Source organism: Paludibacterium purpuratum (genome assembly GCF_004363805.1).
Lineage (GTDB): Bacteria > Pseudomonadota > Gammaproteobacteria > Burkholderiales > Chromobacteriaceae > Paludibacterium > Paludibacterium purpuratum.
The window spans coordinates 34,868-48,557 of sequence record NZ_SNZP01000002.1 but is presented as its reverse complement, the minus strand read 5'-3'; the positions used below and the strand labels follow the sequence as shown (position 1 = coordinate 48,557).

The 13,690-nt window shown below is 61.0% G+C and carries 15 protein-coding genes; 11 read left to right on the top strand and 4 right to left on the bottom strand.

Translation table 11 applies throughout. The features are described from left to right. Positions 1 to 3: 3 nt before the first annotated feature. The 3 genes from DFP86_RS02225 to DFP86_RS02215 all read right to left on the bottom strand — a co-directional run bounded on the left by DFP86_RS02225 (position 4) and on the right by DFP86_RS02215 (position 2,783). The gene (locus DFP86_RS02225) at positions 4 to 1,401 is read right to left on the bottom strand and encodes an alkaline phosphatase family protein (protein WP_133678382.1); all 1,398 of its coding nucleotides are present in this window, start codon (positions 1,399 to 1,401) and stop codon (positions 4 to 6) included. 135 nt (positions 1,402 to 1,536) lie between these two features. After that, positions 1,537 to 1,902 carry a VOC family protein gene (locus tag DFP86_RS02220; RefSeq protein WP_133678381.1) on the bottom strand — a complete coding sequence of 122 codons (366 nt, stop codon included), beginning with the start codon at positions 1,900 to 1,902 and terminating at the stop codon, positions 1,537 to 1,539. 89 nt (positions 1,903 to 1,991) lie between these two features. Continuing rightward, entirely contained in the window at positions 1,992 to 2,783 is a 792-nt protein-coding gene (locus DFP86_RS02215) for a hypothetical protein (protein ID WP_133678380.1), read from the bottom strand. A 163-nt stretch (positions 2,784 to 2,946) separates the two neighbouring features. Between DFP86_RS02215 and DFP86_RS02210 the strand changes: the two genes are divergently transcribed. The 4 genes from DFP86_RS02210 to DFP86_RS02200 all read left to right on the top strand — a co-directional run bounded on the left by DFP86_RS02210 (position 2,947) and on the right by DFP86_RS02200 (position 5,751). Beyond that, positions 2,947 to 3,357: a GNAT family N-acetyltransferase gene (locus DFP86_RS02210; RefSeq protein WP_133678379.1), complete on the top strand. Its 411-nt coding sequence runs from the start codon at positions 2,947 to 2,949 to the stop codon at positions 3,355 to 3,357. Between the two features lie 132 nt (positions 3,358 to 3,489). Then, positions 3,490 to 4,512 carry a tyrosinase family protein gene (locus DFP86_RS02205; protein WP_208108190.1) on the top strand — a complete coding sequence of 341 codons (1,023 nt, stop codon included), beginning with the start codon at positions 3,490 to 3,492 and terminating at the stop codon, positions 4,510 to 4,512. A 12-nt stretch (positions 4,513 to 4,524) separates the two neighbouring features. Beyond that, positions 4,525 to 5,022, top strand: coding sequence for a DUF7868 domain-containing protein (locus DFP86_RS19405; RefSeq protein WP_208108189.1), 498 nt, complete (start codon positions 4,525 to 4,527; stop codon positions 5,020 to 5,022). Positions 5,023 to 5,028: 6 nt separating this feature from the next. Next, positions 5,029 to 5,751, top strand: coding sequence for a copper chaperone (locus tag DFP86_RS02200; protein ID WP_133678378.1), 723 nt, complete (start codon positions 5,029 to 5,031; stop codon positions 5,749 to 5,751). Here the strand turns inward: DFP86_RS02200 and DFP86_RS02195 are convergent. Beyond that, positions 5,729 to 6,526, bottom strand: a complete 798-nt coding sequence (locus tag DFP86_RS02195; RefSeq protein ID WP_208108188.1) for an SDR family oxidoreductase — start codon at positions 6,524 to 6,526, stop codon at positions 5,729 to 5,731. The genes DFP86_RS02200 and DFP86_RS02195 overlap by 23 nt on opposite strands. A gap of 178 nt (positions 6,527 to 6,704) precedes the next feature. On the opposite strand from DFP86_RS02195, the gene DFP86_RS02190 reads away from it, so the two are divergent. From DFP86_RS02190 to DFP86_RS02155, 7 genes are all read left to right on the top strand, one after another. Beyond that, on the top strand, positions 6,705 to 8,018 hold the full coding sequence (locus tag DFP86_RS02190) for a glycoside hydrolase family 19 protein (protein WP_133678377.1): 1,314 nt from the start codon (positions 6,705 to 6,707) through the stop codon (positions 8,016 to 8,018). 89 nt (positions 8,019 to 8,107) lie between these two features. Further along, positions 8,108 to 8,317, top strand: a complete 210-nt coding sequence (locus DFP86_RS02185; protein ID WP_133678376.1) for a hypothetical protein — start codon at positions 8,108 to 8,110, stop codon at positions 8,315 to 8,317. A 270-nt stretch (positions 8,318 to 8,587) separates the two neighbouring features. Further along, on the top strand, positions 8,588 to 9,304 hold the full coding sequence (locus tag DFP86_RS02180) for a hypothetical protein (protein WP_133678375.1): 717 nt from the start codon (positions 8,588 to 8,590) through the stop codon (positions 9,302 to 9,304). Beyond that, the gene (locus DFP86_RS02175) at positions 9,304 to 10,068 is read left to right on the top strand and encodes a papain-like cysteine protease family protein (RefSeq protein ID WP_133678374.1); all 765 of its coding nucleotides are present in this window, start codon (positions 9,304 to 9,306) and stop codon (positions 10,066 to 10,068) included. The genes DFP86_RS02180 and DFP86_RS02175 overlap by 1 nt, the downstream gene beginning before the upstream one ends. Before the next feature lie 787 nt (positions 10,069 to 10,855). Then, complete coding sequence (locus DFP86_RS02165) at positions 10,856 to 11,254, top strand: hypothetical protein (protein ID WP_133678372.1); 399 nt, start codon at positions 10,856 to 10,858, stop codon at positions 11,252 to 11,254. Between the two features lie 47 nt (positions 11,255 to 11,301). Then, positions 11,302 to 12,669 carry a hypothetical protein gene (locus DFP86_RS02160; RefSeq protein ID WP_133678371.1) on the top strand — a complete coding sequence of 456 codons (1,368 nt, stop codon included), beginning with the start codon at positions 11,302 to 11,304 and terminating at the stop codon, positions 12,667 to 12,669. Continuing rightward, complete coding sequence (locus tag DFP86_RS02155) at positions 12,666 to 13,688, top strand: polyprenyl synthetase family protein (RefSeq protein ID WP_133678370.1); 1,023 nt, start codon at positions 12,666 to 12,668, stop codon at positions 13,686 to 13,688. Before DFP86_RS02160 ends, DFP86_RS02155 begins: the two co-directional genes overlap by 4 nt. Positions 13,689 to 13,690: the final 2 nt, after the last annotated feature.

The window sequence follows — 13,690 nt, the reverse complement described above, 5'->3', positions numbered from 1 at the left end:
TGTTTATGGCAACAGTTTGCGTATCGCCGCCAAGATGGCCGGCAGCGCCGCTTGCGGGCTGTCGGCAGTCGAGGATGCGGGCTGCAAGCCGCCAAGCAACGACTGAATGTACGCTGCGGCGGACTCGGCATCCGCTAACGGGGCGAGGTGGCTCGCCGCATCTCGCAAAGCCGTCTGGAAGTCGTTGAGCGGCGCGAGCCGGGCCTGGTCGAGCGCGGCCTGGTCGTCGCTGGCCGGGGGCGGTAACGGCGTTACATTCGGGCCCTGGTTCGACGGCGCGTCCAATGTCAGCGCGGAGGAGAGATCCGGCGCGTCGGCATCGCGCTGGGTCAAGGGCGCCGCGATGCCGAAACGCAGTCGCAGTGTCTTGATGATCGCCGTATGGTCGAACGGTTGCGCTCCCTTGGCACGGAATATGGTGCCGGCTTTGATGTAGGGCGACACCACCACCGCCGGCACACGCACGCCGAAGCGGTCGAAGGCGAACGTTTGACCCGACGCGGGTTGCTCCGGCATCGGCGCCGCGGGCGGGGGGACGTGGTCGTAGCAGCCGCCGTGCTCGTCGAAAGTGATGATCAACATGGTGGAGGACCAGTTGGGCGACTGCCTGAGCGCGTTGTAGATTTGCGCCACCAACTGCTCGCCGTAACCGATGTTATGCGGCGGATGCATGTCGTTGGGCCAGTCGATGTCGGCGAAGTAGCGCGGCTCGATGAAGGCGTAGGAGGGGAGTTTGCCGGCTTTGGCATCGTCGAGAAAGGTATCGAAGCGGCAAAAGTGGTCGAGATGATCCCATAAGCGCGCCAAGGTCAGCGACTGCGGAAAATCGTGGAAATAGATTTTCCATCCATCCGGTGTTTTGTCGTCCAGTGCATTGAAAATCGTCGGCATCATGTAGGGAAAGTGCACCGGGCTATTGTTTTCGTGGCCGCCCGCCGTGGCGGTATGCACGAAAAAGCGATTCGGCCAGGTCTGGCATGGCGCCGCGGCGAACCAGCGGTCGCAAACGGCGAAGCCGCGAGCCAGTGCGCTCAGCACCGGCACCTGCTCGGGCTGGAAGCAGTGCATGATGTCGCGCGGCGAACTACCGGCCTGTTTGGCGTAGTTGTGTACAAAGCCGTGCATCGAGGGCGTGCCGGTCGGTGCATTGCCGTCGAACAGTTGTTCGTTGATGTCGGTGAACAATTCTCCCGGATCGGGCGTCGGCATCCAGGCACTGGCGGGGGCCTCGACATCGCTCCAAACTTTGACCGGCTGACCTTGCGGATCGGGGTTGCTCTCTTCGCCGGTGAGGCCGGCGAAATTCGGGTCGCCGCGATGGAGCCAGCCGAACAAATTGTCGAACGAGCGGTTTTCCAGCATCAGAACCACGAAATGATCGATCTGCGACAGCGATGCCATGTGTCCTCCCTGCTGGCCAGGGTGCCGGATGGCACCCTTCGCCATGACATATAAATTCCGTATTGAATCTATATAGCACGAGTTGCCGAGCTTGTTGTCGGCAGTGGACGCCGGGCGAATCAGGGCCGGATTGGCTTATCGCACCGCATCCGTTTTGAAGTGTGGGTTCTCGATCAGTCCCAGTCGGTTGCCGAATGGATCGCGCACCGCCGCGACCCTGATGCCCCCGCCGACATCGGTGACCGGGTCGAGCGCACTGGCGCCCAAGGCGATGAGCCGATCGAAGGCGGCTGCAACATCCGCCACGCCCCACAATGGCTGCGGCCCATCGATGCCTGGCGTGCCATCCGGCAGCAGCCCCAGTTCGAATCCGCCGACCTCGAAGCCGACATAAAACGGTTGGTCGAAATAGGGTTTGACCCCTAGTGCCTGCTGGTACCAGGCTTTGGCCTTTTCGAGATCGGCGACGGGGTAGAGGGCAGAGCGAAGTCCGAGCAGCATATTGTTCTCCTGATGATCAAGAACGAAAGCATATGGCCAGCCCGCACTCGTGTTCAAGTGGGGCAAAGACGCCCGGCAGCCGCGCGCTTTTATCCTTTCGCCGTGGCGGGAATGGCCTTGTTGACCAAGTAGCCGCCTTGGCTGATGGCGATCAGCCCGACCATGTATTGGCTGATCGGCGGGAAGCCATGCGTCTGCGGTTTGTTGCCGGCGACCAGCAGGGCGATTTCGGCGGCATAAACGACCAGCAGTACGATGGAGAAAAACAGCATCTGTACGCGCGCGATATCGATGTGCGCGGCATCGGCCAGTTCCTCGCCGGTAAACAGGTCGCGCCAGCGCGCTTGTCCCATTTGTTTGTTGACGACCAGCACACCCTGATTGGCCAATTGATCGCTCGCGGTGCCGGTACTGGCGGCCACGGTCGCCAGCGCGGCCTTGGCGGCGTCATCCGGCACGCTGGTGTTTTTCTTGCCGGCCAGGATCAGTGCCGAGCCGACCAGGGAAGTCGTGCCGATCCCCATCAGCGCCAGTAGCTCGGGAGGCATCCGAATATCGATCGCGGCAGGGTCGCGGTTGACCAGGTTGATGACGGTCATGCTCAGGATGGCCGTGAAGACCACCAGCGACCAACCGGCAATCTGCAGGCGTGCCAGCGATATCACATTGCGACCGTCGATCAGAATGCCCAGATAGTGCTGGGTGATCCATTGACCCAGCGCCCCGAAGATCAGCATCATCGCCAGCAGATCGAAGGCCAGGGTGAGCGCGTAGTCGCCCTGCGTCGCCGTGTAGATGGCACCGGCGATGCAGCCCGCGCTCAGCAATGCGATGCCCAAGGAAGCAAGGACGACAGGGCGGTTGTTGTCGACATCGGTCATCTGGTGCTCCTCTCTTTGAGCGGAAACGGCAACGTCGGGAAGTCTGTGGCAATATATGCAAGGGTGGTTGATATAACAAGGCTGTTATGTCGTTAGGTTGGCGCGTTGCTTCGCGAACGCACTCTAAACCTGTTGTGACATAGGTGCCGATTGTGGAGAAAGTATGCTAAGCGTTCGTCGGTTATCGCCCGCGGAATGGTCTTTGGCCTTTCCGGTGGTGTCTCAATTGCGCAAGCTGGATGAGAGTACCTTCGTGCACCGGGTGCAAAGGCAGAGCTACAGCGGCTATGAGCTGGTCGGCGCTTTTGTCGACGAGACGCTGATTGCCGTGATGGGCATGCGGCCGGTGCATACGCTGGCGCGCGGCCCGCATCTGCATGTCGACGATTTGGTGGTCGACGAGCGCTACCGGCAAACGGGGGCGGGGCGGGCATTGATGTCCTTTGCCGAGAACGACGCGCGCGCGCGCTGCATGAACGCGGTGTTTCTCGATGCCCGGCCCGATGCGATTCCGTTCTACCAGAAGTTGGACTTTGAATTACACCTCTCGCCATCGATGAAAAAAGCCCTGTAGCGTCACCCGGTATTTCTGTCAGGGGTCGAGCAGCCCGAGACGGCGGCTGCCCGCTTGACTTTTCCCTGTCATATCCTTCACTTCAGCCATACCCGAATCGGGCATTTTTGACGAAGATATCAGGGGAATGTCATGGCATATACCCGTCGAAACATCTGGCTATTGGGGGCGGATTGGGCTGACCCGATTCTGTGGTATGCGCGCGGCGTCAAGGCCATGAAGGCACGTCTACTGAGCCAGGCGACCAGTTGGAAATTCTTTGCCGCGATCCATGGTTTCGATCCGCCGCTATGGCAGCAGCTGGGTTACCTGGGCCAAGCGGAAGCGCTGCCCGGCCAAGCCGACCGGACCAAGTACTGGAATCAGTGTCAGCACGGCAGTTGGTACTTCCTCCCGTGGCATCGCGGCTATTTGCTCGCGCTCGAAGCCATCGTCCGCGCCGAAGTGGTCAAACTCGGCGGGCCGGCCGACTGGGCGCTGCCGTACTGGAACTATTTCAAGCCCGGCGAAAATTTGCTGCCGCCCGCATTCGGCTCGACCAGTTGGCCGGACGGCAAGGACGACAATCCGCTTTACGTGCCGCAACGCTATGGTCCGAATAACGACGGCAAGGTGTTTGTGCCGTTGAACCAAGTCAACGAGCAAGCGCTGGGCGATGCGCATTTCTCGGGTAATGCCAACGGCGGCGGTCCCGGCTTCGGCGGCGTGCCGACTCGCTTCAGCCACGCCGGCAACATTCATGGCGGGATCGAGACGCAGCCGCACGACTGGGTGCACGGCCTGGTGGGCGGCAGCGATCCGCAATCGAATCAGCCTGGGCTGATGTCCGATCCCGATACGGCGGCGCTGGATCCGATCTTCTGGTTACATCACAGCAATATCGACCGCTTGTGGGCCGTTTGGCGACGCAATCCGACCACCCACACCGATTCGAGCGCGGCGAAATGGAGCAAGGGGCCGGCGGCGAACGGCGATCGTCCTTTCGTGTTGCCCAAGCCCGATGGCAGTGCCTGGAGCTACACGCCGGGGCAGATGAGCGATATGGCCGCGCTCGGTTACGGCTACGACGACCTCGCCATGCCGGCTGCCGCCGAGTTGGCGCAAGCGCGTTTAGAGCGGCTTGGCTTCGGCTCGACCGACACGCAGACGGCGTAGGGAGACAAGGCGATGGCAACACAGAACGTGGAAATGGTCGGGGCCAGTCGTGCCGCATTGAACCTGGCGGGCGGCGCACTACACACCGAAGTCAACCTGGATCCGCCGGCGCACGGCCGCATGCTGGCCAGTCTGTCGCCGGACACGGCGGCGTCGACGGGGCCGGATCGTATTTTTCTCAATCTGGAAAACGTGCGCGGCTGCATGGACGCGGTGGCGTTCAACGTCTACATCAACCTGCCGCAAGGCGAGCCGCCGGATCGGCACCCCGAACTGCTGGCGGGCAACGTCGCGCTGTTCGGGGTGCGCAAGGCATCGCTGCCGCAGGGCGAGTATTCGGGCAACGGCGTGACCTATGTCCTGGATGTCAGCCACGTCATCGATACCTTGCACTTGGCGCAGTCGCTGACCGAGGCGAATCTGCATGTTTCGCTGGTGCCGATCCAGCCGGTTCCGGATGAGGCCAAGGTCAGCATCGGCCGGATCAGTCTGTACCGGCAGAGCGGCTGACGGGGCATGCGAACGATGAGGCTGCCGCTGGTCGTTGGCGGCTCGGCCGCGGCGTGGGCGCTGCTTTGCCTGGATCGCGCCGGCTGGGTGCCTGCCGGTTTGTGTTCGACCTATTCGCAGGCACCGTTATGGCGTGTGTCGCCGCTCGAACTGGCCTCGCACTGGCTTCCGATGGAATTGGCGATGATGCTGCCTTTGGCGTTGCTGCCGCTGGCGTTTCTGCACGATCGCAGCCTGGCTCGCCGCAGATGGCGCGCCGAATGGGCGTTTCTATCGGCTTATTTGCTGCTGTGGCTGGTTGCCGGCGGGTGTTTGCAGGTGCTGGTCGCTGTGCTGCGCGGCTACCTGGCGACGACGGGGACGGCCTTGGCGGTTGCCGTGGCATTGTTGTGGCAGTGCTCGCCGGTCAAGCAACGCAGCCTGAATGGTTGCCATCGTCAACCCCGTCTATCGGCCTTTGGTCTTGCGGCGGATCGCGATGCCTGGGGTTACGGCATCGCCTATGGACGCTACTGTATCGGCGCGTGCTGGGCGTTGATGTTGTTGCCTTTGATGGTTGAGCAGGGCCATTTATTCGGCATGGCGGTCTGCATGCTGTTCGCTTTGGGCGAGCGGTTGGAGACCCCGGCTGCGCCTGCTTGGGGTTGGCATGGCCCCGGCAAAGCCTTGCGTTTGCTTTGGCGGCTGACCGGGGCGTCGGCGCGGGTCAGGATGGCACGTGGGATCTGATCAGACGGAACAGCAGCGTCGGGAAGAAGCGCCGTAAATAGACCGCTACGCGTTCCTTGGGCCCGCTGACGATCACTTCGGGGGCCTTGTCCGCCACGGCGCGCAAGATGGCGCGCGCGCATTCCGGTACCGGCATGCCCTGGCTCAACATGGTGTCGATCTTGCCGTAGCGCTCGCCGTTGCCGATGTAGGCGTTGGTGGTGATCGCGGTGTCGATATAGCCGGGGCAGACAGTGGTGACGGCGATACCGTCTTGGAAGACTTCGGCGCGCAGGCAGTCGAAATAGCCGTGCAGTGCATGCTTGGAGGCCGAGTAGCTGGAGCGTAGCGGCGAACCGAGTTTGCCCGCGACGCTGGTCACCACGACCAGATGACCCCGCTTGCGCGCCAGCATCGACGGCAGCACCGCGCGGGTGAGCGCCACGGTGCCGAAATAGTTGATCTCCATGATGGCGCGGTCGACGTCTTCGACGGTATCGCGCGCCAATGCGCGCTGGCTGACGCCGGCGCAGTGAATCAGGATGTCGATCGGAGCATGGCGTTCAAGTGTGTGCGCCGCGGTGAGGCGCACTTGCTCGCTATTTGTCAGATCGAGCGGAATGATGTCCACGTTGTCGGCGCGTTCCAGGCATTCCGCGCGCACGGTGCGTAAGGCGTCTTCGCGTCGGGCGCTGAGCAGCAGATGCGCGCCCTGTGCCGACAATTCACGAGCCAAGCCGGCGCCAATGCCGGACGACGCCCCGGTAATCCAGACTTTCTTGCCAACAAAACTCATCGCAATGACTCCGTATGGTGATGGGGAGACGAATCCGCCCGGCGCATGACGTTCTGCTTGGGACGCCGCAAACACGTTCATTCTTTATGACAGTTGCCGTTGTGCGCTCATAGGGTGCGTCATTACCCGGCTTGTCGCTACTGTCCGCTTGAACTGTCCGTGAACGTTGGGAGCCCTGATGAAACTCGTGTCGTTTGTTGTGTTTTTGCTGGCTACGCCAGTGTTTGCCGCGCAGTGGGATGCCGGCGCCATCTATCGCAAAGGCCAGGTGGTGCAATGGCATGGACACGATTGGCAGGCCAAGTGGCCCACGCATGGCGAGGAACCCGGCGCCAATCCCAAGGGAACGTGGCTCGGCCATGTCGGTGCCGCACAGCATCGGTTGGATGGCGCACCCGCCATTCCCACCTTGCAGCAGGCGCTGCAACACGAGGCCGAACTGACCGATAGCGACTTCTTCCGCAAGGTCAAAGCTTCGATCCGCACGCTGCCCAATGCCCAAGTCGAGCAGGTCGTCCCGGGGCGTGCCGACAACCCGCTCAATGTACGTCGGGTGGAACGCCTGATGAGCGCCGCGCAGTGGAATGACTTTTTCCCGCGCCGCGACCCCAGTTATACCTACACGCGCTTCCTGCAGGCACTGGCCAAGTTCCCGGCGTTGTGCGACGACTACGGCGACGGACGAGACGCCGACGCCATCTGTCGCCATAGCCTGGCCACCATGTTTGCCCACTTCGCGCAGGAAACCGGTAACCACGACGCCAGCGACAGCGTGGCGCAGTGGCGCCAGGGGCTGGCTTATTTGCGGGAAATGGGCTGTAGCGAAACCGGCCCGGGCTGCGGTTACAACACCGAATGCGACGACCCGGTTTTCAATAAGGTTTGGACTTGCGGCAAAAATGCGGATGGCAGTTGGAAGAAATACTATGGACGCGGCGCCAAACAGCTCTCGTACAACTACAACTACGGCCCGTTCTCGCAGGCGATGAACAACGGCGACCAGTCGGTCTTGTTGCAGAATCCCGACCTGGTGGCCAGTACTTGGCTCAACCTGGCGTCGGCGACTTTTTTCTTTGTCTACCCGCAGCCGCCCAAGCCGTCCATGTTGCATGTGATCGACGGCACGTGGGTGCCGAATGCCGCCGACATCGCGGCCGGGGCCGGCAACAACTTCGCCACCACCATCCAGATCATCAATGGCGAATGCGGCGGCGGTACCGAGCGTCAGGCGGCACAGAACCGGATCGATTATTACCGGCAGTTCGCCCACGCCTTGGGTTGGGATGACAGCAACGAGCCGCTGTCCTGCGCCAATATGCAGCGATTCAGCGCGGCCAGCTCCGCCGCCTACAATATTTACTGGGAAAAAGACTGGCATTGGGGCAACGACTACCAGTGCCAACTAGTCAGCTATCAGACGCCATACAGCGCTTTGCAGGCCGGCAACTATCAGCGTTGCGTGGAGGACAACTGGGGCATCAAGCTGAAGTAAATCGTCCGGTGGGCGCGATGTCGACATGGGCGCGGATACGACAGGCGCTTTACGTCGATGCGACGCTTTATTGAAGGAATGCGAAATGAATGATGCAGCGCAATATTCTTTTCCATCAAACATTTATCGTCGCCATGACACGACCGGGCAGCCCCCGGGTTGTGACTACCCATGGCGAGGAAAACATGACTTATCAGGAAGAACTGCATGCGTTTTTGCATGAACAACTCGAATTGTGGCGCCTGCTGGCGCAACTTCATGGCGAGGGTGTGTATCCGCTGATGGAAGACGAACTTTAAGCCAGCACCCAGCCTAGTGATGAAAACCGAACGGTGGACGCCGTTCGGTTTTTTTATGCTCTTCGACCGCCTGGTCTTTATGTCAGGGTAGGGATGGTTCATTTCCAGCAAAACAGCCCCGTTTACCCTTGCCGCCATTCGTGTATTTCTATCTTCAGTGCCTTGATTGGCGCCGCTAAGCGGGCGCCGAGCAAAAATCAATTCTCAGGTCATTGTTTTCGCTAAAGCAATATGCCAATCGGTTGCCGTTGAGCGGCGAGCCGTCTAAACATGTCAAGACATGCCCGTCCGAAGCGGCTTGGCAGCACGCGCCTTCTGGGCTTTCTGATTTTCCATTCGGAGAACGATGCGATGAGCGACAACCCGTTTAATCAGATCATCAATGAAATCTTGCAAGGGGTCGTGCAGCAATTGAACCCCGAAATCGGCGCGGCGATTCGTAACAGCGGTTTCGATCCGCTGCAAAATGTCGCCTCCGGCTCCGCCAGCATCGGCATCGGTAGCGCGTCCTATTCGATCACGCATCTGACCGGGGTGTCTTCCATTCAGATTCAGGATTTGGTGGCCAGCAATATCACGACTTCGGGCAGTAATTTATCTGCCCCTTTGAATTTTCACGCCGTGTTGAACAGCTCGCTGAACGCCAATGTGAGCGGTGGCCTGCATATTTTGTTTGCCGATCCAAGCATCTCCGGCAGCGTGCGTATCGATAACCCCAGCGTGTCCGGCAGTGCGCAGGTGAGCGGCAGCATCAGCAATGGCAGCTTGTGCCTGAACAGCATTAGCGGGATGAACGCCAACTTCAACTACGGCAATGCCTCCATCTGGATCAACGATCTCGGGCCGCTCAATTACCTGCTGCAGCCGGTGGAAAGCCTGATCCTCGATGCCACCAAGGGTGCCATCCGCAATCTCATCTCTTCGCAAATCAACAGCATCGTCAGCGATCAGTTGAACAAGCTGCTGCCGAAGTGCACGAGCCTTTGATGAGACTGAGAATCGAGCCTGTGACCCGGACGGCTCGACGCATCGGGCCGCTGCAGCTGGCGGCCGTCGAGGTGGCGGCCGCCGATGGCGGCCAACTGGGCCTCAATCTGGCGCCGCAGGTTCGCAGTAACTGGTGTTGGTCCGCCGTCACTTGTGCCATCGCAGCCTTCTACGGCGACACCTCCTGGCGCCAAGACAGCCTGGCCTGGCGGATTCTGGCCATCGACCAGTTGCGCCCGAACTGCGAGCCGCCGCCCGCGCTGATGCAAGAGGAGCAATACAACCAGCAGGCATCACTGGAGCGCACCTTGCGCTACGTGAACTGCCTGGCGGGCTGGAGCAGCGGACGACCGCCGTTTCGCCGCTTGATGCGCGAATTGGACGAGGGGCGTCCTCTTGCGGTGGCCATCCGTTGGCATTCCGGACAGCAGCACTATGTGCTGGTGGATGGCTACTGCCGTACTCGGCGCACGATTTCGGTCGCCGATCCGCAATGCGGCCGCGCAACCGTGACCTTCGACGATTTCCCGCAGCACTACCGCCATGGCGGCGAGTGGATGGAAACGTATTGGACGCATCACCCCTACAAGGCGCAAGGGCGCCAGACAGGAGAGTCAGAAGATGAGCAGTTACGACATTGCACTGGTACTCGACGCCGACACGCTGAATCAAGCAATGAGCAAACTGTACGCCAACAGCCAGGCCAAGCAGAAACTCTTTCAGGGGACGGAGCCGATCGGCCAGGACGGCATCAAGAGCGTTGACTGGGCGATCGTTGGCGCCCCGCAATTCGTGCTTTCGCCGCCGACGGCGGCGCAATGGAACGACCCGAATACGTTTACGCCAGGGGGCAAGAAACCGGCCAATCCGACCGACCAGATGTTCCAGGTGCAGATCGCCCAGCTGACAACCACCATCCACATGGATCAAGGCACAGACGTTTCGCCAACCTTCGCCATGACCGTGTTCGCCCAGGTTGCGGTGGTGAAGGATCAGATCCAACTGAGCAACGTGGCGGTGTTGCCGAGTACCTCCACGCCAGCTGGGACGATTTACCTGGAATTGGTGGGAGGCATTGTCTACGGCAAGGTGCAAACGTTGCTGAATGGCTATCACATTCCGGCCAGCATCGCGGTGGAAGGCCAGAATTTCACGCCGCCGGTGATGACCGTCGGCAATGGCTATCTGGTGGTGGCCAGCAATCTGGTCGCAAGCGGCACCCCGGATATCGCCGGCGTGCAATGGCCCGCCGTCCCCTTAGGCGTGCTGGCGGGACGCCGGCTGTTGGCGGCGGTACTGAACCAATATGCCGGTGCGATCGTGCAGAAGCTGGATAGCGCCAGCGTCAACAAGAGCGATAGCAACTGGACCGGCAGCTACTCGTTGGATGGCGGTATCACGAACGCCTCGGTCGCACTGAGCTCGACGTTGCCGAATGTGAACATCACCGCCACCTTCGGCGCCACCGCCACGGTGGATGTGTCGTGGTGGTTGGTACCGGCGGCTTGCGCGCTGGAAACAGCTTCCAATCTATTGTGACAGGAGAGAGCGATGACCGACTTTGCCAAAGCCACTTTCACCACCGCGCCCACCCCGCTGACGCTCACAGTGGCGCCGGTCATTGTGGGGTCCAATACCGTACAACTGCAGTTGCAGCCGCTGCCGACGTTCACCATCCACTATGCCCCGGATGGCAGCGGTTGGCAGCAATTCAACGCCGGCCTGCTGGAGCATGTGGCCAATATCGTCATCGGTGCGGTCACGCCCTTCATTACCAACACCATCCAAACCAAAGCGCAGGACGAATTGAACGCGAACGCCTCGTTCACGGTGCCGCCCATCCCCGTGAGTTTCGAGGGCATCAGCCTGACGCTGACGCCGACCAACCTGAATCTTTCGACCAGCGATGCCGACCATGTGCTGATCACCGCCAACGTCGCCATCAATTGAGCCCTCGTTGAGCGACGGAACCAACCATACCCATGCAGGAGAATTTCATGAGCCTTGACCCGCAAGCGCTTCAGGCCGATTGGAACCATTTGGATCACGACGATTTGCACACCGCGCTGCCGCATCTGATTGTCCTTGACGATATCCCGGCGTTGCCGCTGGCGCATGCGTCGGATATGCCGCCCCAGGCCGGTTTTGCGCGAGGGGCGCTCAGTATCGAACTGGGCGATTTGCAATTGCAGCTGGCGGACCGTGCGCCATTGACCTTGACCAGCGGCAGCAATGCCGAGGGGCATTGCGTGCTGGCGCTGCAGATCGCGGATATTGCGCTAGTCGGGCGGCAGACCTTGCAGGGGACGCAAATATGGGAAACCGGGCTGGACGGCGCGGGGACCGGTTTGCCGAGGGATGCCGGGCGGCGCGGCGGCGCGGATCAGAATGTGCATCCGGCCTGGGTTCAAACCGCGCAGGATCAACGTGCCGCGCTGCAGAACTTGCCGGGCGGCAATGGTGCCACGATGCTCTCCACCTATACCAATCATCGGGCCGCCTTCAACGATGTGTTCACCGATCCCACCGCCTATGCCTTCCAGATCGGCTGGGGCGTGCAGGAGATTACCGATATGGCCGCCGACACCAATACGGCGGTGAATACCACCGGCATGGTGGTGAACGATCCCAAAAAGGTATATGGCAGCACCACTTATAACGGCAATGCCCAATCCCAGCAATTGGCGCTGCTCACCACCTTGACGGCGATGGCGGCCAATAACGAGCCCGGCAACCCGACAGATTCGACCAATCCTTACAACCTGGCCGCAGCGGCCACGCTGAGCTTTGGCACCGGCATCGTGCAAAACGCCAAGGTGGCGAAAATCAACGATGTGCCGCCCAAAACCAAAGCCACCGTCTATCAGATGGTACTGCACGGCACCCCGCCGACACCGCACACGGTGCAAGAAGTTCATGACTATCTCAGCGGCAACCCGATCGGCGGTCGAGATGCCAACGGCAATACCTGGACCATGGCGCTGAGCGAGGACGAACGGGCCTTTGTCCGCAAAATGCAGGCCGACTTCGCCGAGCATGCGGCGCGGTTGGCCGCGCAAAAACCGGTGGCGCTGGCGGCGGGCGGATTGCATGCCAGTCTGGGGTGTTATGTCTATCTGCAATTCGATGTCGCCGCGGGCGAAGCCCGTCTAGTCGATGGCCGGGTGGAACTGGACGGCTTCGACCTGGATTTCGACGACAGCGGCTGGGACGCCGAACTCGGTCTGCCTTTGGCCGAGGCGGCGCGCGAGGCGTTGGGCGAGGCGCGCTTCATCAAGAGTCTGTTGCACGACCGCATTGCCGATGCGCTGGAGCGGGCACTGGTGCCGTCGTTGGCCCAGATTGCACAAGGCAAGCATCAATGAGGGTCGCCGCCGGGGCACAAGACCCGGTCAACGACATTCTGCAACAGCTGATGGTGGAGGAGATGCAGGGGTTCGAGCGCGAATTGGCGAATGCGCTCCTGCCGCAGCAAGACTATCTGTCCGAGGCGGAGATGGCGTTGTACCGCAGCGGCAAGAAATTGCGGCCGCTGATGTTGCTATTGACCGCACGGCTGTTCCAGCCACGCTCGGCGCTGCCGTTTAAGGTTTTGCGTGCCGCCGCCTCGTTGGAAATGCTGCATGTGGCCAGCCTGATTCACGACGATATCGTCGATCACGCCTCGTTGCGGCGCGGCCAGCACAGTGTCAACGCCGCGCGCGGCACCGAGATGGCGATTCTGATCGGCGACATGCAATTCCTGCAGGCGGTGCGTTGTTTCGTCGATGCCATCGAAGACCAGGACGATATGCAGTTGGTGAAGTGGGTACTCGACTCGGCTTTCGATATCTGCCGGGGGGAGATCGACGAAATGACCACGCAGCCGTATTGGCATCCGGATTCGCTGTTGAGCCGCTACCTGACCACCATCGACCGCAAGACGGCGGTGTTGTTCGGACTGGCGTGCGAATCGGGCGCGGCGCTGATGCGGGCGCACACCTCGGAACTACGCAGACTGGGCTCGTTTGGCCGTTATATGGGCCGCGCCTTTCAAATGATGGACGACATCTTCGATTTGGCGCATTCGGATGAGGAGGCCGGCAAGCGCAAGGGCATCGACTTGCACCAGCGCCGCATCACGCTGCCCATCATTCATGCGATGAAACTGTTTGGCGATGACCATCCCATGGTGCGCTACCTGCGTAGTCAAGAAACCCCGCCCGTGCCGCAAATCAACGCTTGGGTCGATGAAATCCGCCGCTCCGACGCCTTTGCCTTAGCCTACGCCCAAGCGCGCGCGACCGCGCTGCAGGCGGTGCAATTCTTGGAGAACCTGCCCGCGGGGCCGCATTTGCGAGCCTTGCAGGACATCACCATGCATGTGGTCAACCGGCCCTATTAATT